Source organism: Nonomuraea sp. NPDC049129 (genome assembly GCF_040648495.1).
Taxonomy (GTDB): Bacteria; Actinomycetota; Actinomycetes; order Streptosporangiales; family Streptosporangiaceae; genus Nonomuraea.
The window spans coordinates 131,113-155,750 of the sequence record NZ_JBEZDU010000007.1; the positions used below are offsets into that span (position 1 = coordinate 131,113).

Sequence of the window (24,638 nt, forward strand, 5' to 3'; positions counted from 1 at the left end):
TCCATTGATGCGCGGGCTGTTTCTCCGCACCATTCTTGGAGCTGGACAGACTTTTACCCGGCGCGGAGTTCGTAGACCGAGCACTGGCCGCTGCGGAAACGCAGCGTCGCGAAGCTGTCAAGGGCCACGCCATTCTCCGTGAACGCCCATTTGACGCCATATTCGCGGACGAGCCGCGCGACATTCTCCGCCGACGGCTGCCGGAACACCGCGTCATTCGCCGCCAGCCGCGCCTGGTCCGCGAACGGCAGGGCCAGGTAGGAGGTGCCGAACGGCTCACTCCGCGACATCGTGCTCTGGGCGTACGCCCACCCCTCCACCAGCACCCGGCGCTCGCTGTAGGCGGACACCCAGAAATGGCGGCTGTCGCACACCTTCCAGCCCACGGGCCGGCAGTGCGCGTTGGTCGCCACCACATCGTCGGGCGAGGAGTGGTCCCGCAGCCACCGCCCGGCCTCCAGTGCACCCTGCGGCACCATACGCACAGGCGGCGCCGCCACCGCCCGGTGACTCGACGGCCCGACCCCTTGGGTCAAGGTGGCCGGCACCGCGTAACCGGTGAGCAGCGCGACCACCGCGACCGCCACGGACCCGCGCCGTCCGCGTTGCGGCACGAACGCCATGGACCCGCGCCGCAGCGCGAGGACCGCGACGACGACCACCACGAGCACGAGGTACGGCAGCGCGAGGGGGAACAGTCCGTGGACCGGCACGTCCGGTCCGAGCAGCGCCCGGACCGCCACGGCCAGCCCGGCCCCCAGTGCCACCCACCACTTGGCGGCGGCGAATCCGCGCTCCCGGCCGCACGCGGCCATCCCGGCCACGGACGCGATCGAGAGGTAGGGCCGAGCGCCCTCCAGGAAGTAGTACTGGCTGGCCGACGGATGCCCCAGCAGCACGACGGCGCCGATGCCCCCCGCCCCGATCCCGAGCAACAGCAGCATGCCCGGATCCCGCAGGACCGCCCGCCTGGCCAGCACGCCCAGCACTCCAGCCCACACGCACGCCAGGCAGATCAGCTGAATCCCCGTCAGCCCGGCGATCGGCCACACGGAGGCCCTGGCGACCTGCTTGGGTCCGAGGTCCATCACCAGTCCCCATACCGGCCGCATGCTCGCGAAGGGCGCGAGCACCAGCCCCTGCCGCTGACCCCCGAAGACCACGAACTGCGCGAACGCCAGACCGGCCAGCATGATCCCGATGCCCACAAGTGCGGGCCGCGACCACCGCTCGGTTGGTGTGTTTTTGACGTCCATGGGTGCGGGTCGTGACCACGGCTCGGTCGGGGTGTTCTCGACACCTACGAGTGCGGGCCGTGTCCACCGCCTGACGACCAGGACGAGCACCAGCCCACCCAGCAACAGCGGGAGGAATGTCGCCTTCGCCCCGGTCAGCGCCGCCGACAGCACCCCGACCAGCACCCACCCGCCCCACCCGGTCCGCTCCCGGCGCAGGTACCCGACGAGCACCAGCACCACAGGGACGCAGAGCAACGCCCCGAACGTCTGCGTCGGACTCGTCCACACCGTGAACATCGACCGCGACGTGAACAGATTGCTCGCTCCCCGGTACAGCTCCGGGCTGAAGGCGAAGTACGTCACGAAGACCGCCGCCACGCCCGCCCACCACCGCCCGGTCACCCGCTTGGCGAGCACCGCCACCAGCACGACCATGGCCACCATCATCGGCAGCATCGACAGCCGGTAGAGGAGGGTCTGCGGTTCGATCCCGGTGACCCAGCTGGTGGCGGCCATCTCGACATAGACGTACCAGTGGTAGGACAGCGGCTCACCCAGGACCGTCGGGACCGTCGGGGGCATGTGGTGCTTGAGCTCGCCGAGCAGGGCGAGGTGGTAGGGCATGTCGACGTAGGGAATCGAGTTGCCAGGCCAGGTCAGGCCATGGCCCCCGTAGAACGACAGGGTGCTCCAGACAACGAGATAACAGACGACCCCCGCCAGGGCCCACGCGCACCACAGGGGCATCCACTCGCGACCCGCCGTCCCCGATCGCCAGTGCCGTCGTAGCCGGGGTACGGCGACGAAGGCGGCGATCACCGTAACGGGCCAGACGAGCACCAGCAGCGGTAGCCCGACCGCGCGCGCCGGGATGTAGGCCAGCACCTCGACCGCGTACCCCAGCGCCAGCCCCGCGACCAGCTCCTCGGCGAGCGACCCGCGCCCCCGTGCCAGCGCCCGCCACAGCAGCGTCCCGGGAACCAGCACACCGACACCGATATAGCCCCCGAAAGCCGCAATGTCCCGGACGGAAACCCCGCGCCAGACGAGCGCCGCCACGGCCACCAGGCCGACCAGCCCCACCGGCACCCAGCCGGACCACCCCCGCCGCCCGACCACCGGCGAGGTCACTACCCTCTTTGCCGCTGTGATCGTCATGCGATCGCCACGCTCTGCTCTGCCCCGATCGTCATGTGATGACAGTCACCAGACGGGTGAACTCGGCGGTCAGGTCCACTCCATCCCAAACCCGGTGAAAGCTCAGCGCGCTCCCGACCGGCACCATCCGATCGACCCCCCGCCCGCCCAGCGCCCCCGCCAGCAACTCCAGCTCGGCCGGGACGAACCCGAAGTGCGTCATGGTCTGATCCCGGCGCTCCACCAGCCGAGCCAGCTCGCCAAGCCCATCGAGCCGGGCGTGCGCGAACGTCCCGGCGCCCAGCCACCGTCGTGGCGCCGCCTCGGGAGCGGCCAGGGTGACGCTGGCCAGCGCGTTGCCATGGAAGTCGATGGCATGGGCGTCGCCGTCGGCGGCCAGCCCGTACGTGGCGACCCGCTTTTCGACCGCCATCGCGGCGTCCACGGACCACCCCCGCTTGGCCACGGCCCGCGCGAGCCAGGCGGTGAACTCCTCGCGCGCCGCGTCGCAGTCGGCGGCCGAGCCGACCCAGTAGACGGTGCGCGGGGACGAGCAGGCCGCCTGGTCGAACCAGTAGGCGTCGTTGGCGAACCCCTCGGCGACCGCCCCCCGCGTGGCGGCCGACGCCGACAGCCAGGCCGCCGCCCGGAGCACCGCGAACGACGTCCGATCGGGAAAGGTCAGGTCACGCGCGTGCGGGGCGAGTGGATGGCGGCGGAGCTCGCCGACCGCGGCGTCGCCGCCCCAGATGACCCGCAGGTCGCACGCCGCTGACAGGGCCGCGGTGATGGCGTCGGATCGGTCGTACGTGACGATGCGCTGCGTGGCGGCCACCACCGGATCGGCGTCGGCCAGCGACTCTCGCAGCGTCCGTGTGATCGTCTCGGCCACGGCGCCCGCGCGCGGCGACAGGCGTACCACGTTGCGGTTGCCCATCAGCGCCGACAGCGCCCAGGAGTAGACGAAGACGGTGTCGACGTTCGCGGGTGGGACGTGGAACACCAGGCCGCGCGGCGCCCGCAGGTGATCGCCCCGGGGCCCGTCGAGAATCCGCGTCAGCTCGCTGGGCCGCAGGAAGAAGCCCAGTGAGGCCAGCTCGGGATGACGTCGCGCCAACTCCGGACTCAGCAGGCGTCTACCGAACGCGGTGAGGAACCCACGAATCCGCTCATCACCCACCGCGAGCGGCTCGCCCCCGGACACCTGCTCGATCAGCGTTTCGACCGACATATCCCGGCAATCCGGGAACCTGACGCCGACCCCCAGTCTCATCACGCCGCCGACCGCGCCGAAGTGTCGCTGCAGCCGCGCGCCTCCGCCCTGGGCAGCCGCCCGAGCACCGAGAACCGCTTGCCCGGCCACACCCCGTCGTCCACCCCGTGCACCACGCCGAGGTCCTCCGTCAGCAGCACATGCCCCGGATAGGACGTGGGCAGTGTGCTGACCACTTCGATCAGCCCCGGCACGCCGGGCGGCGCCTCCTGCCACGTCTCCGGATCGCGGATCACGACATCGGCGAAATCGGGGCAGTAGAGCCCGTCTCCGTCTGTCCCCTCCAGGAACACGGTGCCGATCTGCTCGACCATCCCGTAGAAGTCGTGGATGCGCCGCAGCCCGCACTCCTCGCCCAGTCGCCGGCGGAACGTGGCATTGTCGACGGCCTGCTCCGCCAGCCGTTTCCAGCCCCCGGAGTGGATCAGTACGCCTTGCGAGAGGTCGAGCCCCAGCTCACGCAGGTGCGACCACGCCATGAACGTGAACCCGAAGATCAGGTAGGGCGCACCACCATGCCGCGCGAGAAAGCCCTTGACCGCTTCGGCATCCAGCTCGCCACCCTCGTCGAGCACGAAGGTGTGGTCCCTGCCGAAGTGCATCATGCCGAGCACGCCCGCCCCGCGAGCGCTCAGCGTCGCAGGGCCTATCGCCGAGCGGCTGTCGACGATCAGCATCGGCAGCCGCCGCTCACCCAGCACCGCCCGGAGTGTCGCCGCCAGCATGCGCGGCTGCGCGGCCGCCGCCTCGCGGTCGAGGTAGACGCGGCTGGGCCGCTGCCCGGTCGTACCGCTGGAGGTGAGCACCCTGAACACCGCGCTCTCCGGCACACTGCGCAACTCGTGCGTCTTGAACAGCCGCACCGGCAGCCACGGCAGATCCGCCACCCGCTCGTAGGGCCCCACCGCCCCGATCGCGTCGAGAATCCGGCGGTACGGCAGGCACGCCCGCCGATGCCGCTCGGTCAGCGCGACCAGCTCGGGCAGCAGCGCGGCCTCCTTCGCGTCCTGGGACAAGGTGAAGACGCTCATGTGCGGGCCTCCAGAGCGGGATAGTCGATCTTCCCGGTGCCGAGCAGCGGCAGCCGGTCCACGCCGCGTACGTCGAACCCGCTCCAGTGGAGCCGCAGCTCGGACCCCAGCCGCCGGGCGAGCGTGGTGCATCCGTCGGCGTCGAGGCCCTCGGCCCAGACCGTGACGCGGTCGTCGCCGCTCGTGGCCGCGACAGGGCCTCGGTCGCGGAGCAGGCGTTCGATGTCGTCGAGATTGACGCGTACGCCGAAGACCTTGGCGATGCGCTTCATCCGGCCGGTGATGTAGAGGAAGCCCTCGTCGTCGAGGTGGCCGAGGTCGCCGGTGCGCAGCACACCGCCCAGGTCGTCGCCCCTGGCCAGGTCGTCGGCCGTGTCGGCGTAGCCCATCATCACGTTGGGGCCGTGGTAGACGACCTGGCCGTCGTCGATGGTCAGGCGACCGCCGGGGACGGCCGGGCCCACGGAGCCGGGCTTGGCGGCCAGGCGATCGTGGGGGAGTACGGAGATGCGGGCGGTCGCCTCCGTCTGGCCGTACATGACGAGGAAGCGCTGGGCCTTGGCGGCGAACTCGGTGACCAGGTCGGGCCGCAGCCGCCCGCCCGCCTGGGTCATGGTGGTGAGCGCGGGGTGCTCGACCGGGTCGAAGCGGAGCTTGCGCAGCATCTCGTACTGGTAGGGAACCGCGGCCAGTGAGGTGCAGCGGTGTTCGTCGAGCATGGTCCAGAAGGACCGTTCGAGCAGGCCCGCGTCGGTCAGCACCACGGTGGCGCCCGCGGCGAGATGGCTGTTGAGCACCGACAGGCCGTAGCTGTAGTAGAGCGGGAGACTGGTCGGCGCGATCTCGCCGGGCCCGATGGCCAGGGCCCTGGCGATGGCGTGGGCGTTGGCCGACACGGCCGACCGCGACAGCCGCACGAGCTTGGGGTTGCCGGTCGAACCCGAGGTGGCGAGCAGGACGGCCAGGTCCGGATGGGGCTCGGGGGTGCCGCCCCGGGCACGCCGCAGGCCGTCGGCGGCCCGCGTGAAGCCGAGCAGGGCGGCGGGCTTGAACCTGGCGGCCAGCTCGGCCAGCGCGCCCGGCGGCAGGTCGGGGTCCAGCAGCGCGATGGGCCTTCCCGCCTGGAACGCCGCGAGGTAGCGCAGCACGGACGGCAGGTCGTTACGCATGCCGCAGAACACCGGGCCGGGCGGCAGCGCGGCCAGCGCCTGCGTGGTGCTCGCGATCCGAGCCGCCAGGTCGTCACCGGTGAGCACCCCCGGCTCTCCCGCGACGACTATCCGTGCGTCCGGGTGCGGAAGGCCCTCCCGAGGAGTCGGCTCCTCGCCGTTGTGCGGTGAGGGACCGTCGGCGGGTTGGGGTGCGCCGGAGTGTCCGGAGTGTAGAGAAGCGTTCATGGCAGACCGCCCGTCCATCGTGTCGGAGACTTACAGCACCAGCCCGCCGTCCACCCCGATGACCTGGCCGGTGATGAAGCAGGCGTCGGCGGAGAGCAGGAAGGCGGCCGCGGCGGCCACGTCGCCGGCGGTGCCCAGGCGGCCGAGCGGGGTCGCGGCGACGGTGTCGGCGCGGGCCCGATCGTCGAGCGTGGAGAGCATGTCGGTCTGGATGTAGCCGGGTGCCACCGCGTTGACCCGGATGCCCTGGGGCCCGAGCTCCTTGGCGGCGGCCAGGGTGAGGCCGAGCATGGCGGCCTTGGTGGCGGAGTAGACGGCCTGGCCCGGCGCCCCCTTGCGGCCCATGACCGAGGAGACCAGGACCACGGCCGGGTCGGTGCCCCTGCGCAGCAGCTTGACCGCGGCCTGCAGGGTGTGGGTGGCGCCCAGCGCGTTGACGTGGAAGAGCCGGCTCACCACGTCGCTGTGCATCATGCCGAGCAGGCTCGCCGCGTGCCCGCCCGCGTTGATCACCAGGGCGTCGAGCCGCCCGTGCCGCCGGTGGATCTCCCGCATCATGGCGGACACCGCGGCGGGGTCGGCCACGTCGCCGTGGACCGTGTCGGTGCGGCCCCCGGTCTCGGCGGCCACCTCGGCCGCCGCCTTGGCGGAGCGCTCCTGGTCGCGCCCGTGGAGGACGACCTCGTGACCGGTCCGGGCCAGCCGCGCGGCGACGGCCCGGCCGATGCCCAGCGTGGAGCCGGTGACGAGCGCGACCCGGAGGTCAGGTGACGGCGTCGGCACCGTGCTTCTCCAGCAGCTCGGCGGCCTTGGCGAACGAGCTCATGTCGATCATCTCGTCCGTGTCGATCATGATGCCGAACTCGTCCTCCATCGCGGCGACGAGGGCCATGTGGGCCAGTGAGTCCCACTGCGGGATCGCCCGGTATTCGAGCCCGTCGACGTCCCGGTCGGCCGGCAGGCTCAGCGAGGCGCGGAAGACGCCGCGCAGGCGGTCGAGCTGGCTCATCTCTGCTCACTTTCTGTCTTCGGACAACCACGTAGTGTAGCCGTGATCGTCCGTCAACAGAAACCAAGCACCCGTCGTGAGTAATAGAACCGTATAACGGCGAGTGCCCGCTGTGCCGGGCTGAGAATGTCGCATGGGGCGCGTCAACCGCTACAGGGGGAATGATGGACGAATCCAATCACTGGTACGGGCACTCCCGCATACTCGGCCGATACTGTGAAATGGCGGAAGACACTCCCCGGCGAATACAGGGTTTCCTGCAGCACGGCTGGAACTATCTCCACGGATTCCCGCCCAACGACCACTGGTGCAGCCCCGGCTACCCCCGTTTCGTCTGGTCCGACGTGCTCAGGCGGCGTGGCTGGTCGATGGGCCGCCGTGGTCACTATGTCATCGGCGCGCCGTGGATCTACCTTCTTGATATGGAGCCGGGAAAGGCCGCGGTCCCCGAAAGGAAGGGTACGATCTGGTATCCCTTCCACGGCTGGGAAAAGCATTCGGTCAGCGGTGACCATGCCCGGCTGGCCGCCGAAATCGCCGAGGTGGAGACGGAGCCGGTGACAATCTGTCTTTACTGGTTGGAATTCGCCAATCCGGACATTCGGCGGGCTTATCGGTCGGCGGGTTTCCGCGTCATCTGCCATGGTGAGCGCGGTTCGCGGTGGGACGGCAGAGGACGCGACTTCCTGTCCGGCCAGCTGGCCGAGCTGCGGCGGCATCGCCGGGTGGCGTCCAACCGGCTCGGTAGCGCGCTGTTCTATGGCGCCTCCGTGGGCTGCGACGTCGCCGTCTACGGAGACCCGATGCAGCTGGAGGACGAGCGGCCCGAGTACGGCGGCACCGCCCGCCGCATGCGGCTCTGGCCCGAGCTGCACGGCGTGCGCGTCGACCCAGAGGCGGCCAGGGAGGCGGCCCGGCAGGAGCTGGGATTCGAGTATCAGGCGACACCGGAGGAGCTACGGCGAATGTTCGGCTGGAAGCGGGCGCGATGCGCATGAACGAGGCACCCGAGAACGTCCGGCTGATCGGCGGCGAGATGCTGCTGTGGTCGGACTCATCCCATACGTCCGGCGTCACGGACTGGCGGGGCGTGGCCCTGGAACTGGTCAGACGCCTGCTCCCCATCGAGACCGGCGAGGGCCGCCAGGACAGCGAGGGCGGCCAGGGCCGGGAGGGCCGCGAGGCCAAAGAAGCCGCCGAGGGCGCGAGGGCCAGAGTGCTGCTGGTCGGGCCGCATCCGCGCGGCTTGGTGGACGAGGTGGTGGCGCGGGCCGCGTCGGTGGCCGTGCTGCTGCGCTCCTACCCCGACGCCTGTGCCCTCGCCGAGCGCCACCCCGATCTGGCCGTGCACTGCGGCCGTCTGTCGGCGCTGCCCGAGGGCGAGCCGTACGACCTGGTCCTGGCGCTCGACGGGCTGCGGCGTACGCACTCGGCCGAGGAGGTCGCGCCGCCCTGGCGCGAGTCGGTGGGCGCGCTCGCCGCCCTCGTCGCGCCGGGCGGGCGGTTCGTCCTGAGCGTGAGCAACGACCTGGGTATCGACCGGTTCGTCGAGGCCAGGCCAGCCGACCGGGACGGCGGCGACGAGCACTGGGAGCCGCACGGGTTCGACCAGGGCTACCCCGACGGGCCCGGCGCCCTCGACGAGGCGTTGGTGGCGGCCGGACTGACCCCCGAGAGGTGTTACGCCGCCTATCCGGGCCGCGCGGCGCCCCGCGCGCTGCTCGCCCGCGAACTGCTCGGCTGCGATCTGCCCGACGCGCTCACGGTGCCGTTGAGCGCCCGTGGCGGCGACAGGATGCTGGTGGCCGATCCGCTGCGGCTGACCCGGCTGGTGTTCAGCCACGGTCTCGGCGAGCAGCTCGCCCCGGTATGGGTGGCCATGGCGACCAAACCCTCGGACGCGCCCAACCCGCCAATCGGCCAGTTCGAGGGCCCGCCCACAGCGCGCGCGGACCTGCCGCTCGGCCTGTTCGAGGAGGGTCACGCCGTACACGAGGTCATCTGGGGCGCCACCCGTCGGCTGCCCGACGGCGTGGAGCGGGCCATCCCGGCGGGCCGCGTCGTGGAGGAGGTCCTGATCGAGGCGTGCGCCCGCGAGGACGTACGGGCCGTCCGCGACCTGCTCACCGTGCTGGGCGACTGGGTCGAGATGGGCGGCGACGCCGCGGCCGACAACCTGGTCTGGGACGGCGAGCGGTTCGCCGCCATCCATGCCCTGCCCGCGCCGCCTGACCGGCCCGCCGACCGCGTGGTGTTGTGCCGCGTGTTGTGGCGGTTCGCGGTACGCCTGCTGGCCGCCGGTCACCACCACCCGTGGCCGTGGCCGCGGCAGGCCGAGCAGCTGACGCTGACGCTCTGCGGCATGGCGAACCGGCCGTGCGACCAGGCGGATCTCGACCTGGCCCGCAAGCTCGACGCCGAGCTGGGGCAGCCGGCCGAGCTGAGCGACGCCGCTCCGACGTACCGGGACCTGCTCGGCGCGCGGGACCGGCTGGCGGACCAGCTGACCGCCGCGCTGGCCAGGGTGTCCCGCCTGGAGACCAAGCTCACCTACCGCGAGCGCGAGCTGCTGCGGGCCAGGGGTCGGCTGAGAAAGAGCCAGCGGAAGTCGGCCGCCTACCGCAGGACGCTCGGCTACCGGCTCTCGCGCCGCCTGGCCCGCCCGCGCAGGGTCGCCCGCCGGGTCCTGCGCCTGCTGTCCGGCTGACGAAGAGGAGTTCCCGTGCCGGTTCTTTCGGTGATCGTCCCGTTCTACAACGTTGAGAAGTACATCGGTCCCTGCCTGGATTCGCTGGCCGCGCAGAAGCTCCAGGACCTTGAGATGATCTGCGTGGACGACGGCAGCACCGACGGCGGTGCCGCCGTGGTCGAGGCCCGGATGGCGGCCGACCCGCGGATCAGCCTCATCCGGCAGGCCAACCAGGGAGTGGGGCGGGCCCGCAACATCGGCGTCCGCCGGGCCACGGGCCGCTACCTGGCCTTCGTCGACGGTGACGACAAGGTGCCGCCCCGCGCGTTCCAGCGGCTGGTCGCCTCCCTGGAGGCCACCGGTTCCGATCTGGCCTGCGGCAACGTCATGCGGCTGCACCGCAACCTGCTCGTACCCTCGTGGGCGCACAAGCAGGCGTTCGCCGAGTCGCGCAAGCGCACGCACATCACCCGCCACCCGCTACTGATCCGCGACCGCATGCTGTGGAACAAGGTCTACCGGCTCGACTTCTGGAACGCCCTCGGCCTGGCCTTCCCCGAGCGCATGTACGAGGACCAGCCGGTCGCCATGGCCGCGCACGTGGGCGCCTCGTCGGTCGACGTGATCAAGGGCATCGTCTACCACTGGCGGCAGCGCGACGAGGAGGGCACCTCGATCACCCAGCGCCGCCTGGAGCCGGCCAACCTGCGGGACCGCCTGCTGTCGGTGCTGGAGACGGCCGCGCTGCTCACCACCGGCGCGCCCGCGCTCAAGCCGGACTTCGACCGCGACACGCTCGAGATCGACATGAGCGTCGCGGTGGAGGCGATGGCCATGATGGGCGCCGCGGCCGATCCCGGCCTCGTCGACCTGGTCGTCCGCTATCTCGACGGCGTCGCGCCGGAGGCGTGGCAGAGCATCCCGTTCGCGCAGCGGCTCCAGGTGCACCTGCTCCACGGACGTCGCCTGGACGAGCTGGCGCGCGTCTTCGAGCAGGACCGCGCGGGCCGCCTGCTTCCGCGGGTCAGCCCCCCGGGCCTGCTGCGCAAGCGCTGGTACGGCCGGCACCCGGCCATGCCCAGGCACCTGTCGGAGGTGTCGGCCGAGCTCAAGCTGTCGGCCCGGCTGGTCGAGCTGGAGTGGCGCGATGGCGAGCTCGGCGGCACGGGCCGGGTGAGCATCGGCCGGTTCGACGTCTCGGACCTGCGCCGTACGAGTGTGCAGGTGTGGCTGCAGGAGCGCAGGACCGGCGAGATCGTCGCGCTGTCCGACCAGCGCGTCTCACCGACCTGGGCGAGCGTCGAGCAGGAGGAGGGCGCTGCGGTGGCCGAGCACGGGTTCTCCTTCGCGTTCGCGTTCGACCCGGCGACGCTGAGCCGCGCGCAGCTTGCCCGGCTTGGGCACTGGGATCTGCGGGTACGGCTGCGCGGCCCCCGGCTGAAGCTGGAGGCGAAGGTCGTCGGATCGCGCTGGCTGCCACCGCTGGTGCCCGCGCCGAAGCGTAGGGCGGGCGTGTGGCTGGTGCCGGTACGCGGCGGTGGCGGGGCCTGGGGATTGCGGCTGCGCCGGGCCGAGGCGCTGATCGGTGAGTGCCGGGTGGACGGCGACGACCTGGTCTTCTCCGGCGAGCTCAGCGACCCTGGCGACGGCGATCCGGTGCTGCGGCTGGTGCGCAGGAGCGACGGCGAGGAGATGTACTTCCCCGTCACGCTGGCCGGGCAGAGCTTCCGGGCCCGGGTGTCGCTGGTGGACATCGACGAGGTCGTCGGTCGTGAGTCGCGCTGGGACTTCGTCATCGACCAGGGCCGGGAGATCCGGCCGCTGGTACGTACTCGGGCGCGGCCGATCGTGACGGTCGCCGAGCGGCGCTTCCTGGTTGACCGGGGCGACGACGGCTGCCTCATGCTCGCCGAACGATGAGACGGCCGTCAGTCCAGGATGGCCCGCAGCCGGTCGACGACCTCGTCCTGCTGCTGGTCGGTGAGGTCGGGGAAGAGCGGCAGTGAGAGCTGCTCGGCGTAGTAGGACTCGGCTTCGGGGCAGATCCCGCGCCGGTAGCCGAGGTCCTCGAAGACCGGATGCCAGTAGGCCGGGATGTAGTTGACCTGCACCCCGATGCCCTCGGCCCGCATGCGTTCGTAGACCTCCCGCCTGCGGCCGTCGCGGACCCTGACCGGGTAGAGGTGCCAGCACGGCGTGGTGTACGGGCGCCGCGCGGGCAGCGTCAGGCCCGGCAGGTCGCCGAGCAGCGCGTTGTAGCGGGCGACCAGCTCGATCCGCCGCGCGCGGAAGCCTTCGAGTCGCCGCAGCTGGCTGAGGCCGAGCGCGCAGAGCACGTCCGGCAGCCGGTAGTTGAGGCCGAAGTCGTGGACCTCCTGGTGCCAGCCGCCGTGGCCGGGATCGCGCTGCTCGGCCGGGTCGCGGACCAGGCCGTGGTTACGGAAACGGGCGGCGCGGACATAGCGGTCATGGTCGCGTACGGCGACGGCGCCGCCCTCGGCGGTGGTCACGGTCTTGGTCGGGAAGAAGGAGAACGTGGTGAGGTCGGCCTGCTCCCCGACCGGCCGGTCCTTGTAACGCGAGCCGAGGGAGTGGGCGGCGTCGCCGATCAGCACGGTTCCGGTCCGGTCGGCTATCGCGCGGAGTTCGTCGTAGTCGGCGGGATGGCCGGCGTAGTCGACCGCGGTGATCGCCTTGGTGGCGTCGCCCACCAGTGACTCGACCGACGCGGGATCGAGGTTGCCCGTGTCGGGCTGCACGTCGGCGAAGATCACCCGGGCGCCGCGCATGGCGGCGGTGGCGGCCGTCGCCACGAACGTCAGCGGCGATGTGATCACCTCGTCTCCCGGCCCGACCCCGGCCGCCGCGTACGCGACGTGCAGGGCCGCCGTGCCCGACGTGACCGCCAGGCACGGCACGCCGCCGGTCCACCGGGCCAGCTCGGCCTCGAACGAGCCGACCATGGGCCCGGTCGTCAGCCACTCGCCGAGCAGCACCTCGGTCACGGCCTGGACATCGGTGTCGGCGATCGACTGCCGTCCGTAGGGAAGCATCAGACGCCCACCGTCACCATGGCGCGCAGGTCCTCGACCGACAGCCAGCGGTCGTTGGTGTCGGAGCGGTAGGCGAAACCGTCCGGCAGCAGCTCGCCGCCCTGCGGGGGCACGTAGCCCCAGCTGGCGATCGTCGGCTGCACCACATAGCGGTCGCTCAGGCGCAGGGTCCTGCGGCCGTCGTCGGGGCCGATCATCTCCTCGTGCAGCTTCTCGCCGGGCCGGATGCCGATCTCGTAGACCGGGCTCCGGGGCGCCAGCGCTTGGGCCAGGTCGGGCAGGCGCATGCTGGGGATGCGCGGCACGTACAGCTCGCCGCCCTGCATCAGGTCGAAGGAGTCGACCACGAATCGGACGGCCTGGTCGAGCGTGATCCAGAACCGGGTCATCCGCTTGTCGGTGATCGGCACGCTGCCGCCCTCCTGGGCCAGCCGCAGGAAGAACGGCACCACCGAGCCCCTGCTGCCCACCACGTTGCCGTAGCGGACCACGGCGAAGCGGGTGACGTGGCTGGCGGCGTAGTGGTTGGCCGAGACGAACAGCTTGTCGGCGACCAGCTTCGAGGCGCCGTACAGGTTGATCGGGCTGGACGCCTTGTCGGTGGAGAGCGCGACGACCTTGCGCACGCCGCAGTCGATGGCGGCCTCCACCACGTTCTGGGAGCCGGAGACGTTGGTCCTCACGTATTCGAACGGGTTGTACTCGGCCGTGTCGACCTGCTTCAGCGCCGCCGCGTGCACGACGTAGTCGATGCCGTGCATGGCCCTGGCCAGGCGATCCCTGTCGCGCACGTCGCCGATGAACCAGCGCAGCCGCTGGTCGTCGTCGAACAGGTGACGTGCCTCGTACTGCTTGAGCTCGTCGCGCGAGAAGACCACCATGCGGCGCACGTCGAGGTGGTCCAGCGCGTGCCGGACGAAAGCCTTGCCGAAGGACCCCGTGCCTCCGGTGATCAGAATTGACGATCCACTGAGAATGCTCACGCGGCCCCCCGCCGTAGTCATCCGAGCTGCCCGGTAGCATAGCGCGATCGTTCGATGACACACGGTCACAGAGGGGAATGGGGCTTCGGTGCGGATTGTCGGAATCATCCAGGCGCGCATGGGCTCGACGCGCCTGCCGGGCAAGGTCTTGCGCGATCTCGGGGGCCGCTCCGTGCTGGGCTGGGTGGTCCGTGCGGTACGCGAGGCGGCCGCGGTCGACGACCTGGTGGTGGCGACCACCACGGAGGCGGCCGACGACGTGGTGGTGGCGGAGTGCCGCCGGCTCGGCGTTTTCTGGCACCGGGGACCGGTCGACGACGTGCTCACCCGGTTCACGCAGGTGCTGCGGGGTCGCCCGGGCGACGCCGTCATGCGGTTCACGGCGGACTGCCCGCTGCTCGATCCGGTGGTGATCCGCGAGGCCGCGCTGGTCTTCCGCGCGGTGCCCGGCCTCGACTATCTGAGCACGAGCCTGGCGCGCACACTGCCGCGCGGGCTCGATGTGGAGATCGCGGGGCTGGCCGCGCTGAAACGGGCCGACCTGGAGGCCACCGCGCATCACCGCACGCATGTCACGTCCTACCTCTACACGCATCCGGGGGAGTCGCGGCTGCTCGGTCTCGCTTATGCGCCGTCGGCGGCCGACCTGCGGGTCACGCTCGACACCGAGGACGACTGGCGGCTCATCTCACGGGTCGTCGCGGAGCTGGGCGATCGGTGCGTGCCGGTACGGTCGCTGGTCGGCTGGCTGCGGGAGCGGCCCGAGGTGTGCGAGCTCAACGCGCACGTGGCGCAGAAGGCGTTGCAGGAGGCGTGACGCACCGGGTGGGGTTCCGCTGCGACGCGGGCGTGGCGAGCGGGGTCGGTCACCTGATGCGCTGCGTGGCGCTGGCCGAGGAACTGTGCGGGCGGGGGGCCGAGGTGCTGTTCCTCGGGGACGTGGCGGGGTCGGCGTGGGCGGAGTCGCAGTTGCGGCAGCGCGCGTTCCCGCTGTGCCCGGCGCCTTCGGAGCCGCGCGCGCTGGCCGAGCTGGTGCGGGTGCTCGGGCTGGACGCGGTGGTGCTGGACTCGTACGCGCTGGCTCCGGGTACGGGCGCGGCGCTGCGGGCGGCGGGCACGGCCGTGCTGGCGATCGTCGACGGCGACCCGCTGGGCCAGGAGGCGGACCTCTACCTCGACCAGAACCTCGGCGCCGAGCTGCGCCCCTTCCGACACTCGGGGCAGGCTGCGGATGGGCCGTGGGGTGGGCGGCTGGCGGGGGCTCGTTATGTGCTGCTGCGGGACAGCGTCCTGCTGATGCGGGGGACCGCCCGCCGCCGCCCGGCCCGGCCGGAGGGGCCGCTGGTGCTGTGCTTCTTCGGCGGCACCGACAGCGCCGGTGTGGCGCCGGCCTGGGCCGGGGCGCTGCGTGCCACCGGGCTGCCATTCCGGGCGACCGTGGTCAGCCCGGTGCCGTTCGAGGTGGACGGGCCCGTCACGGTCATCCCGCCGACGGACCGGCTGCCCGGCCTGATGGCCGAGGCCAACCTGGTGATCACCGCGGCGGGCTCGGCCGTCTGGGAGCTGCTGCACCTGGGTGTGCCCACCGCGCTGAGCTGGGTGGCCGACAACCAGCTGATCGGCTACGAGGCGCTGGTCGGCGGCGGACTCGCGGCGGGGCTGGGGCCGGCCCCAGACGCGGCGGCCGTCGCAGTCCTGGCCCGCCTGCTCGCCGACCCGGCGGCCCGCGAGGAGTACGGCAGGCGCGGCGCCGGACTGATCGACGGCCGCGGCAGGGAACGCGTCGCCGACGCGCTCCTCGCCCTCCTCTGAACCGAGCCCCCGTCGGACCAGTGAACCGGGCGCCCGTCGGACCAGTGAACCGGGCGCCCGTCAAAACCGGTGAAACCAGGGCGCGTCAGACCAGGTCCCAGGTCAGCGGGGTGCCGAGCGTGGCGTCCCTGGCGAAGCGGCGGCCCATCACCTGCGCCGCCGCCGCCGGCGGCAGCCCCCCGGCCGGCCGGATGGAGCGGACGTTCTGCTCTGTCACCGGCTCGCCCGCCCGCACATCCCGTACGACATACAGCGACCGCCGGAACCGCAGCCCCTCCCGCTCGGAGGCCCGCGGCCCGATGACCGCGCTGCCCAGCGACTGCCAGGCCCGCTCGCTCTCCACCACGAGCGCCGCGAGCTCGGCGGGCTCCAGCGAGAACGCCGAGTCGACCCCCCCGTCACCCCGGTCCACCGTGACGTGCTTCTCGATCAGGCACGCCCCGAGCGCGACCGCCGCGAGCGCGGCGCCGATGCCGGGCGTGTGGTCGGAGATGCCGACGACCGCGCCGGTGAGCCCGGCGAGCAGCGGCAGCGAGCGCAGGTTGCTCTCGGCGGGTGCGGCGGGGTAGGAGGCGGTGCAGGCCAGCATGGCGAGCTGCGTGCAGCCCGCCTCGCGGGCGGCCTCGGCGGCGGCGTGGATCTCGCCGATCGACGCCATGCCGGTGGAGATGATCAGCGGCTTCCCGGTGGCGGCGGCGAGCCTGATCAGGGGGAGGTCCACGATCTCCGAAGAGGCGATCTTGTAGGCAGGGGCGCCGAGATTCTCCAGCAGATCGATGGCCGTGGGGTCGAAGGGCGAGGAGAACGGGATGAGCCCCCGCCCGCGAGCCCTGGCGAAGATCGGCTCGTGCCACTCCCACGGCGTGTGCGCCCGCTCGAAGAGCCGGTAGAGCCGCTCGCCGCCCCACAGCTCATGGTCGTCACCCAGGCGGAAGGCGGGGCCGTCGGCGTCGACGGTGATCGTGTCGGGGCGGTAGGTCTGCAGCTTCAGGGCGTGCGCGCCGCTGTCGGCCACCGCGTCGACGATGGCCAGAGCCTGTTCGAGGCGGCCGTTGTGGTTGCCCGACATCTCGGCGATGACGAAGGGGGGCTGTCCCGCCCCGATCGCCCGCCCGGCGATGGAGATCATGCGTGGTCCTTCCTCAAAGAGTCGTCCTTCCTGATGAGTTGCACGGTGACGACGTCGCGGCGGACGCCGTCGATGTCGCGCCGGTGGACGGCGACCTCGGCGAACCCGAAGCGCCGGTGCAGCCCCCTGGCCGCCTCGTTGCGGGCGAGCACCTCGCCACGCAGCGTGGTCAGCCCCAGCGGCCCGAAAGCGTGGTCGATGGCGGCCCGCTCCAGCCCGATCCAGGCCGGCAGCAGCGCGCCCGACGGCTCCAACCCGGCCAGATCGAGGTAGAACCCCCACTCGCCGCTCCGCGCGGCGGGGTCGAGCTCGGAGAACGTCACCACCCCCGCGGCGGTCCCGTCGTGAACGTAGATCAGCACCCGCCTGGCCGGATCGTCCTTCACCCCGGCCCACCACCGGGCGTGCTCCTCCTCGGCGATGACGTGGGTGGTGAAGCTCGCCGCCCGCACCCTCGGGTGGTTGCGCCATCGGCGGATGGCGGGCAGCTCATGGTCGTGTACGGGTCTCAGCACGGCTTCCCCCTACTCAGCGCGCTCGATCCATTGCACAACGTAGCGGATCCATCCGGCAAAGAGCTGATCAGAGTGCGGCATCGAACGTCGTGCCGGAGTGATGGCCAGGGCATGCTGCCCTCGACCCCTACTACCCCGACCCCAAGGGAGCTTCTCGGTATGACGCCCATGCTCAGCGTCGTCGTCCCGATCTACAACGTGGAGCCGTATATCGGCGAATGTCTGGAATCTCTGGCGGCTCAGACGCTGGAGGACATCGAGGTCATCCTCGTGGACGACGGCTCGTTGGACGGAAGCGCGCGGGTGGCCCGTGAGTTCGTGGCCCGTGATCCGCGCTTCGTCCTGTTCGACCAGCCGAACCAGGGCCCAGGTCCGGCGCGCAACGCGGGGATCCGGCGGGCCCGCGGCACCTATCTGGCCTTCGCGGACAGCGACGACGTCGTGCCGCCCAAGGCGTACGAGCTGCTGGTCGAGTCGTTGCGGGAGAGCGGCTCGGACTTCGCGTGCGGCGGGGTGTTGCGCCTGAGGGAGGGCGAGCTGGCCGTGTCGTCCATGCACGAGAAGGCGTTCAGGCGCCCCGCGCGGGGCGCGCACATCCGGGAGCGCCGGTCCCTGATCAGGGACCGCACGGTCTGGAACAAGGTCTACCGGCAGGACTTCTGGCGCGCGCACGAGCTGGAGTTCCCGGCGGGGATCTATGAGGATGTGCCGCTCAGCATGCGGGCGCACGTACTGGCGAAGGGCGTCGACGTGCTGCCCGACATCGTCTACCACTGGCGTAAGCGCGAGGAGGGGGAGAGCTCGATCACCCAGCGGCGGATGGAGCTGCCGAACCTGGCCGAACGGCTGGCCGCCATCCGCGCGGTCCGGGCCTTCCTCAGTGAGCAGGAGTCCGAGCTGGCCGACGCCTTCGACGGCGTGGTGCTGGAGAAGGACCTCCTGTTCCTGTTCCAGGCGCTGGAGTACGCCGAGGACGACGAGGTCGGGCCGCTGCTCGAACTCTCGCAGGAGTGGCTGGCCGGGCTGAGCCCCGTCGCTCTCGGCGAGGTGGCGTCGCTGCGCCGGCTCGAACTCCACCTGCTGAGCCGCGGCCTGGTCGAGGAGCTGCGGGTGGTGCGCAGGTTCAGGCGCGACTCGGTCGACGGCACCCCCATCGTGCCGCACGAGATCGGCTGGTACGGCGACTACCCCTACTTCCGCGACCGGACCCTCCAGATCCCCGACGCCGTCTTCGAGGCGAGCGACGAGGTCAAGCTGCTGGCCACGGTCCATGAGTGCGGCTGGACGGGGAGCCACTTCGAGGTACGCGGCGAGGTGGTCCTCCACCGGGTGGCGCGGGAGCCGAACCGGATCGGCATGTGGCTGACCGACGGCGAGCGCCGGGTCCCGCTGGAGGTACGGCGTACGGGCGGGCAGGGCGTCTCGGTGGAGATCGACCCGGCACGGCTCGAAGAGGGCGGCCCGAGCTGGCGGCTGCACGCCCGCGTGGAACTGTGCGGCCTGGTGCTCAAGACGTGCTTTCGCGATGCCGAGGCGCAGAAGGTCTGGCGGCTGTCGGTGCCAGGATGGTCAAGAACCGGCATGGACATCGCCCAGTAGTTCCAGAGAGTAATTGGATCACGACGGTGCGTCGCCATGCTTGGGAGCCATGAGGACCTATTCGCTGGATGACGTCTACGCGACACGCAAGCGGAGAGACTCCTGGTGGACCGTGTACTTCGTGGACCCGGCCGCCTGCCGGGCCGCTCTGCTGGTGGCCAACCACACGCGGTTGACGCCCAACCAGCTCACGGTGGTCTCGCTGGTCCTCGGCATGGTGTCCGCCGTATGTCTCGCGATGGACCTGCTGGCCGCGGGGGCGGCCATGTTCTATCTGAGCTTCATGGTGGACTGCCTTGACGGCAAGATAGCGCGGCTCAAGGGCTCGGGGACGCCCTTCGGCCTGTGGCTCGATTACGTCGGCGACCGGATCAGGGTGGTGTGCTGCGCCACCGGCCTCGCTTACGGCCAGTACGCGATCACCGGCGACGTCCGCTACATCGTCATGGGCGCGGCGGTGGCGGTGGTCGACCTGTTCAGGTACGTCAACGCGCCGCAGATGAAGCGGGTCCGCGAGACGGTCAAGGCGGAGCGGGAGGCCGACGGGGAGGCCCGGGCGGAGGAAGAGGACGAGCCCGAGGTGCGGATCCCGCGCCAGAGGCCGCCGATGAGCCGGTCACGTCGCCTCATGCGGCGGATCAACAAGGCGATGGTCCGCCGCCGTATCCGTGCCCACCTGATCAGCGGCATCGAGTTCCACGCCGCGGTGTTCGTGGTCGCGCCGCTCGTGGGCACCGTGGCGCTGATCCCGGTTTCCGCGGTCGCCAGCGTCTCGTTGCTGGTCAACGAGGTTTGGCTCGTCCACCGGATGTGGCTCTTCACGCGCAAGCACAGCGTGCCCTCCACGAGGAGCCGAGAGCACGTTCTCGTCTAAGTTTTCGGGGGTTTTCATGTCAGACCGGCCCATCTTCGTCGTCGGCTGTCCGCGCTCCGGCACCACGATGCTGCAGCTCATGCTCCACTCGCACCCGCGGATCGCGGTGCCGCCGGAGACCAGGTTCCTGGTGCCCGTCTACCACCGGCGCCGCTCGTTCGGCGACCTGCGCGTCGAGGAGCGCCGCCGCGCGCTCGCGGAGTGGATCGCGGGCGACCGCAGCACCAAGTTCCGCGAGCTCAAGATCGACAGGGAGGACTTCGTCCAGCAGGTCGTGGACGGGCCCGGGACGCTCGGCTCGGTGCTCGGCACCACCTTCCGCATGTACGCCGACCGCTTCGACAAGGCCCGCTGGGGAGACAAGCGGCCGAGCTACGTCAAGCAGGTCGACATCCTGCTCAGGCTCTTCCCCGACGCCCAGTTCATCCACCTGATCAGGGACGGCCGCGACTGCGTCTCGTCACTGAAGGAGATGCCCTGGTACACGCTGGACTCCTTCCACGCGATCTCCACCTGGGCCGAGGCCATCGACGCGGGCAACAGGCTGCGGCGGATGCTGCCCGAGGACACCTACTACGAGCTGCGGTACGAGGACCTGACCGACGACCCGGCGACCGAGATGAAGAAGCTCTGTCACTTCCTCGACGAGGACTTCGACCCGAGCACGGTCTCTCCGCGCGAGGCGGCCACCGTGGCAGTCCCCGCGCACAAGGTCTGGCACAGCAACACGCACGGCGAGGTCACCCGCGCCAGGGTGGGCAGCTGGGCCAAGCGGCTGGAGGACTGGGAGATCTCGCTGTGCGAGCAGGTGCTCGGCGACCGGCTGGAGGCCAACGGCTACGAGCTGTCCGGCGCGCCGGCAGCGTCCAAAGAGCACCTGGTCACCTGCCACAAGACGATGCAGAAGCGGCGCGCCAACCGGATGCGCAAGATGGTGCGCGACCGCATCAACCGGCTGCGCGAGCCGAGCCCGGTCGCCGCGCTGCTCACCTCGAAGCAGCAGCTGCTCGCCGGGATTCCGCAGCCGCGTAACGAGTCGCCCGAGCTGGCCCAGCGCGCGCGGTAACAACAGCGCGCGCGGTAACAGAGCGCGGTGATGAACCTGGCCGTCACCTGGTCAGGTGGACGAACAGGGATTCCCAGCGGTCCAGCACGTGGTCGAGCCGGAAGGCGGCGGCCCGTGCCCGAGCGGCGGCGCCCAGGCGCCGCCGCTCCCACGCCGAGCCCATCAGCCGGGCCAGCGCCGCGCCGAACGCGCCGACGTCCCCGGCCGGGACGAGCACCGGCGCCGCCGACCGCACCCCGCCCGACACGTCGAACGCCACCGCGGGCACCCCATGCGCCGCCGACTCCAGCAGCACGATGGGCAGCCCCTCGTGCTCGCTGGTCAGCCCCACGATCGCCGCCTCCAGGTATTCGCCCGTCATCCGGGCGGCGGGGACGCGGCCCCTGAACACCACCCGCTCCCCGACCCCCTCACGCACGGCGTGCGCGCGCAGCCGCTCCAGCTCGCTACCGTCGCCGATCAGGTGCAGCTCCCACGGCGCCGGCGCGCCGGCCCTGGCGAACGCGCTGATGAGCCGGTCGAACCGCTTGACCCCCTCCATCCGCCCCACTCCCAGCACCCGGGGCGTCTCCAGCCCGGACACCTCCTCCGGCCAGCGCGCCAGCGGGTTGGGCAGGGCCCAGGTGTTGGGCAGCAGCGCGTCCTCGGAGAAGCGCCAGGCGTCGTCCTCGCTGAGGAAGACCGCCTGGTCGAGCTTGGGGTAGTGCTGTCTGATCGAGCCGAGGTGCCAGCAGCCGCGGGCGTGCTCGTACGAGCCGTGATACTGCCCGACCCGATGGAGCGAGCCGGGCAGGACGGACGTCAGCCGCGTCACCACCCCCGGCGAGGTCAGCACCGCGAAACCCGTCCGCATCGGGTCGAACAGGGCGGCCAGCCGTTCGTCGGCCCGCCTGCGTGCCCGCGGGCTCTGCGGTCCCAGGGGTTCCGGGCTGATCACGTGGCGCCGGTAGTTGGGCTCCTCGACGTAGCGGAACGGCGAGGCCGCCCGGTGCAGCCCGACCACGTGCACGTCGTAGCCGCGTTCGGCCAGCCCCTGCGCCAGGGTGTGCGTCACCTGCTGGATGCCCCCCAGCGTGTCGGCGTCCATGCAGGCGAACACCACGGTCACGACGCCGCCCGATGCCCGAAGAAGGCGTCCACGACGCGCGCGGCGGCGTCCCCCCGCTCGTCGGCGCACCACAGCTCGCGGAAGGCCGCGTACCGCTCGGCATGGGCCGCGTGTACGGCCGGCAGCTCCCGCAGCGCCTCGACCACCTCCTCGGTCGTCGTGACGCACGGCCCGGGGGCTATCGCCGGCAGGTCGTGGTAGACGCCCCGCTCGGTCAGCCGGTACTCGTCCCAGTCGTCGATCAGGAACACCATGGGCTTGCCGGTCAGCGCGTAGTCGCACATCACCGACGAGTAGTCCGTGAGGAGCGCGTGCGAGGCCAGCATCAGGTCGTTGATCTCCGGGTACGACCCGGCGGGCCGGACGAAGTGCCTGACGTGCTGCGGGGTCCTGAAGCGTTCCACCGGGTGCGTCCGCAGGATCAGCACCCACTCGCCGGCCAGTTCCTCGGCCATCAGCTCCAGGTCCGCCCGGACCGATCGGCCGCTGTTCTTGGCCCCGTCGCGATAGGTGGGCGCGTACAGCAGGATCTTCCTGCCGGGCGGTATCTCCAGCCGTTGCAGGACGTCGTGCCTGCTCTCCTGGCGCACCAGCGCGTCGCAGCGCGGCGTGCCGTACCTGAGGACCTGGCCCGTGTAGCCGTTGGAGGGCAGGAAGATCCGCGAGAACTCGGCGCTCGGCGAGACGAGCGCGTCCCAGCGGGCGACGGCGGCGCGCCACTCGGTGCGCGGGCGGTCGAAGTCGGCGCGCAGGTCGGGCGCGTCGAAGCCGACCGACTTGATGCCCTGGCCATGCCAGGTCTGGAGATAGCGGGTACCGGGTGGTTTCGGGTAGTTGAGCGGGAAGCCGTGGCTGTCGACCCAGATGCCCGCGCGGGCCAGCAGCCATACGTACCGCCAGCCGCCGCGGCGGACGAGCCGGGCGTCGGCGGGGAAGTTCGCCCGGCACCTGGCCACCGACCAGAAGACGCGGATCGGCAGGCCGCGCCGCCGCAGTTCCTCGTAGATGGCGCGCGGGCTGCCGGTGTAGCCCTTGCCGACGTCGGCCTCGAACAGGGCCAGGTCAGGGCGGGGCGGGAGCAGGCGGATCACCGTCTTGTAGAAGCGCAGCTTCATCGCCGGTGTGCTGAACCGCCGCAGCAACCGGCGCTTGATCCGGTGGAGCCGTGACCTGACCGATGGGACGCGTACGCGCAAGTAGGCGGCGTTGCCCTCGGCCGTGACCGTACGCGCCAGCTGCAGCGCGATCGGCTCCATGTCGGGCGGGGCCATCAGCCGGTCCGTCGTGGTGCGGCCGTCGCAGTTCCTGGTGAACCCGATGCGCGGCTCGCATGAGGCCATGGGCGTGAAGGTGATCTCACTCACGTAGCCGCCGTCACCGGACGGGACCGGATCGATGGGGACGCGTTGGCCGCCGAGCTGGAGGAAGGCCGTCCAGTCGACCGGCAGCACCCCGAAAGGGTCGTAGGTGTGCACGCTCATCCGGATCCGCTCGCCGTCCCCGGCGATCTCGGTCACCTCGTGCCGCAGCCGGGCCGCGGTATAGGGCAGCTCGGCCATGCGCAGCCGGGTGATGTCCATGCCGGGCGTGACCGCCGTGCCCCAGTACGTCCGCCCCTCATGGCGTACGGCGGCCCGTGGGGCGGCGCACGGGTCGGGCAGTGACCGGGCGGCCACCAGCAGGTCGTCGACCCGGTCGTCGAGGATGAGATGACAGCAGACCCGGACCATCGGCTCGATCCGCTCGAACACCTCAAGCGGGATCTCCTCCAGGTACGGCCGCACGACGGCGGCGAACTCCTTGGCCCACACCCGGCCGCGCCTGGGCAGCGGGTTGAGGTAGACGCGCAGGTCCTGCCTGAGGAAGCGGTACTGCCGGTCGGGCACCAGGTCGGCGGCGTCGTGGGCGCGCAGCACGTCGTCGCTCATCCGGGCCGCCGCCACGCGATGCCGTACGTTGTCCATCTCCTTGATGTTGAGCGAGATGGAGCGGTCGTCGGGCGCGCGGTGCCAGTGGTAGACCACCCAGGGCACGACCGCGAAGCGGCGCGACACGGCGTACAGGCCGGCCGCGAAGACGTGGTCCTCGTAGTGGATGTCCTCCGGGAAGCGCAGCCCGTTCTCGCGCAGGAAGCGCACGTCGTAGAGCTTGTTGGTGCTGAAGCAGTCGAGGAACAGCTCGGGCTCCGCGCCGATGCCCGCCACGACCCGCCGCCTGGCGAACAGCGACGGGTAGTAGGGCGTCAGCCGGCCGTTCCGCTCGTGCAGCCGGGAGATCTGCCCGGCCACGAAGTCGGCGCCGGTCCGCTCGATCTCGCCGAGCAGGCTCTTGCAGGCGTGCCTGGGCAGCTCGTCGTCGCTGTCGAGGAACATCACGTACGGCGCGGTCGTCGCGTCGAGACCGTCGTTGCGCGGCGCGCCGCAGCCTCCGCTGTTGACCTGCCGGCGCAGGTAGCGGACGCGGGGATCGGACCGCGCCAGCTCGCTCGCCACCCGGGGGGTGTCGTCGGTGCTCGCGTCGTCGGCGATGATCACTTCGAGGTCGCGTAGCGACTGGCCGAGTACGGATCGCACGGCCCTGGGCAGGCGGGCCGCGTCGTTGTAGGTGATCACGACAACAGTGCAGTCCGGCATGCTCATCTCCCCCGAATGTCCCCCGAAATAAGACATGTGGGGATGAACTGCCCCGGCTTCGGGTGAAGTGTCCGGACTTGATGGTGTCTTTG

At 71.3% G+C, this 24,638-nt stretch carries 20 protein-coding genes; 8 read left to right on the forward strand and 12 right to left on the reverse strand.

Going from position 1 to position 24,638, the window contains the following annotated elements; genetic code table 11:
- Positions 1 to 53: 53 nt before the first annotated feature.
- The 6 genes from AB0B64_RS23380 to AB0B64_RS23405 are packed head-to-tail and all read right to left on the reverse strand — an operon-like array spanning position 54 to position 7,085.
- Positions 54 to 2,369 (reverse strand): hypothetical protein, encoded by a 2,316-nt coding sequence (locus tag AB0B64_RS23380; protein ID WP_358179563.1) that lies wholly within the window; start codon positions 2,367 to 2,369, stop codon positions 54 to 56.
- 58 nt (positions 2,370 to 2,427) lie between these two features.
- Positions 2,428 to 3,606 carry an acyl-CoA reductase gene (locus AB0B64_RS23385; protein ID WP_358179565.1) on the reverse strand — a complete coding sequence of 393 codons (1,179 nt, stop codon included), beginning with the start codon at positions 3,604 to 3,606 and terminating at the stop codon, positions 2,428 to 2,430.
- Positions 3,607 to 3,647: 41 nt separating this feature from the next.
- Entirely contained in the window at positions 3,648 to 4,679 is a 1,032-nt protein-coding gene (locus tag AB0B64_RS23390) for an acyl-protein synthetase (protein WP_358179567.1), read from the reverse strand.
- Positions 4,676 to 6,076: an AMP-binding protein gene (locus tag AB0B64_RS23395; RefSeq protein WP_358179569.1), complete on the reverse strand. Its 1,401-nt coding sequence runs from the start codon at positions 6,074 to 6,076 to the stop codon at positions 4,676 to 4,678. Before AB0B64_RS23395 ends, AB0B64_RS23390 begins: the two co-directional genes overlap by 4 nt.
- A 30-nt stretch (positions 6,077 to 6,106) precedes the next feature.
- A complete protein-coding gene (locus AB0B64_RS23400; protein WP_358179571.1) occupies positions 6,107 to 6,859 on the reverse strand; it encodes an SDR family oxidoreductase in 753 nt (250 codons plus the stop codon).
- Positions 6,840 to 7,085 (reverse strand): acyl carrier protein, encoded by a 246-nt coding sequence (locus AB0B64_RS23405; RefSeq protein ID WP_357948443.1) that lies wholly within the window; start codon positions 7,083 to 7,085, stop codon positions 6,840 to 6,842. Before AB0B64_RS23405 ends, AB0B64_RS23400 begins: the two co-directional genes overlap by 20 nt.
- A gap of 221 nt (positions 7,086 to 7,306) precedes the next feature.
- Here AB0B64_RS23405 and AB0B64_RS23410 point away from each other — a divergent pair, with 221 nt between their 5' ends.
- The 3 genes from AB0B64_RS23410 to AB0B64_RS23420 are packed head-to-tail and all read left to right on the forward strand — an operon-like array spanning position 7,307 to position 11,694.
- Positions 7,307 to 8,083, forward strand: coding sequence for a hypothetical protein (locus tag AB0B64_RS23410; protein WP_358179573.1), 777 nt, complete (start codon positions 7,307 to 7,309; stop codon positions 8,081 to 8,083).
- A complete protein-coding gene (locus AB0B64_RS23415) occupies positions 8,080 to 9,792 on the forward strand; it encodes a hypothetical protein (protein WP_358179575.1) in 1,713 nt (570 codons plus the stop codon). Before AB0B64_RS23410 ends, AB0B64_RS23415 begins: the two co-directional genes overlap by 4 nt.
- Positions 9,793 to 9,807: 15 nt before the next feature.
- Positions 9,808 to 11,694 carry a glycosyltransferase family 2 protein gene (locus AB0B64_RS23420; RefSeq protein WP_358179577.1) on the forward strand — a complete coding sequence of 629 codons (1,887 nt, stop codon included), beginning with the start codon at positions 9,808 to 9,810 and terminating at the stop codon, positions 11,692 to 11,694.
- Positions 11,695 to 11,702: 8 nt separating this feature from the next.
- On the opposite strand, the gene AB0B64_RS23425 is transcribed toward AB0B64_RS23420, so the two are convergent.
- Together AB0B64_RS23425 and pseB are read right to left on the reverse strand one after the other, a co-directional pair.
- Positions 11,703 to 12,827 carry an aminotransferase class I/II-fold pyridoxal phosphate-dependent enzyme gene (locus tag AB0B64_RS23425; RefSeq protein WP_358179579.1) on the reverse strand — a complete coding sequence of 375 codons (1,125 nt, stop codon included), beginning with the start codon at positions 12,825 to 12,827 and terminating at the stop codon, positions 11,703 to 11,705.
- Positions 12,827 to 13,810, reverse strand: coding sequence for a UDP-N-acetylglucosamine 4,6-dehydratase (inverting) (gene pseB / locus AB0B64_RS23430; protein WP_357948455.1), 984 nt, complete (start codon positions 13,808 to 13,810; stop codon positions 12,827 to 12,829). Before pseB ends, AB0B64_RS23425 begins: the two co-directional genes overlap by 1 nt.
- 88 nt (positions 13,811 to 13,898) lie before the next feature.
- Between pseB and AB0B64_RS23435 the strand changes: the two genes are divergently transcribed.
- Complete coding sequence (locus AB0B64_RS23435) at positions 13,899 to 14,627, forward strand: glycosyltransferase family protein (RefSeq protein ID WP_358179581.1); 729 nt, start codon at positions 13,899 to 13,901, stop codon at positions 14,625 to 14,627.
- Positions 14,624 to 15,622, forward strand: coding sequence for a hypothetical protein (locus AB0B64_RS23440; RefSeq protein ID WP_358179583.1), 999 nt, complete (start codon positions 14,624 to 14,626; stop codon positions 15,620 to 15,622). Before AB0B64_RS23435 ends, AB0B64_RS23440 begins: the two co-directional genes overlap by 4 nt.
- Positions 15,623 to 15,707: 85 nt before the next feature.
- Here the strand turns inward: AB0B64_RS23440 and pseI are convergent, their stop codons facing one another.
- Entirely contained in the window at positions 15,708 to 16,751 is a 1,044-nt protein-coding gene (gene pseI / locus AB0B64_RS23445; protein ID WP_357948463.1) for a pseudaminic acid synthase, read from the reverse strand.
- Positions 16,748 to 17,266 (reverse strand): UDP-4-amino-4,6-dideoxy-N-acetyl-beta-L-altrosamine N-acetyltransferase, encoded by a 519-nt coding sequence (pseH, locus tag AB0B64_RS23450; protein WP_357948466.1) that lies wholly within the window; start codon positions 17,264 to 17,266, stop codon positions 16,748 to 16,750. Before pseH ends, pseI begins: the two co-directional genes overlap by 4 nt.
- A gap of 159 nt (positions 17,267 to 17,425) precedes the next feature.
- Between pseH and AB0B64_RS23455 the strand changes: the two genes are divergently transcribed.
- Genes AB0B64_RS23455 through AB0B64_RS23465 form a run of 3 tightly spaced genes read left to right on the forward strand, consistent with a single transcriptional unit; the run spans position 17,426 to position 20,805 of the window.
- Positions 17,426 to 18,865 (forward strand): glycosyltransferase family 2 protein, encoded by a 1,440-nt coding sequence (locus tag AB0B64_RS23455; protein WP_358179585.1) that lies wholly within the window; start codon positions 17,426 to 17,428, stop codon positions 18,863 to 18,865.
- A gap of 49 nt (positions 18,866 to 18,914) precedes the next feature.
- The gene (locus AB0B64_RS23460; protein WP_358179587.1) at positions 18,915 to 19,739 is read left to right on the forward strand and encodes a CDP-alcohol phosphatidyltransferase family protein; all 825 of its coding nucleotides are present in this window, start codon (positions 18,915 to 18,917) and stop codon (positions 19,737 to 19,739) included.
- A gap of 16 nt (positions 19,740 to 19,755) precedes the next feature.
- A complete protein-coding gene (locus AB0B64_RS23465; RefSeq protein ID WP_357948475.1) occupies positions 19,756 to 20,805 on the forward strand; it encodes a sulfotransferase in 1,050 nt (349 codons plus the stop codon).
- Between the two features lie 43 nt (positions 20,806 to 20,848).
- On the opposite strand, the gene AB0B64_RS23470 is transcribed toward AB0B64_RS23465, so the two are convergent.
- Positions 20,849 to 21,913, reverse strand: a complete 1,065-nt coding sequence (locus AB0B64_RS23470) for a glycosyltransferase (protein ID WP_358179589.1) — start codon at positions 21,911 to 21,913, stop codon at positions 20,849 to 20,851.
- Positions 21,910 to 24,546 (reverse strand): CDP-glycerol glycerophosphotransferase family protein, encoded by a 2,637-nt coding sequence (locus AB0B64_RS23475; RefSeq protein WP_358179591.1) that lies wholly within the window; start codon positions 24,544 to 24,546, stop codon positions 21,910 to 21,912. The genes AB0B64_RS23470 and AB0B64_RS23475 overlap by 4 nt, the downstream gene beginning before the upstream one ends.
- Positions 24,547 to 24,638: the final 92 nt, after the last annotated feature.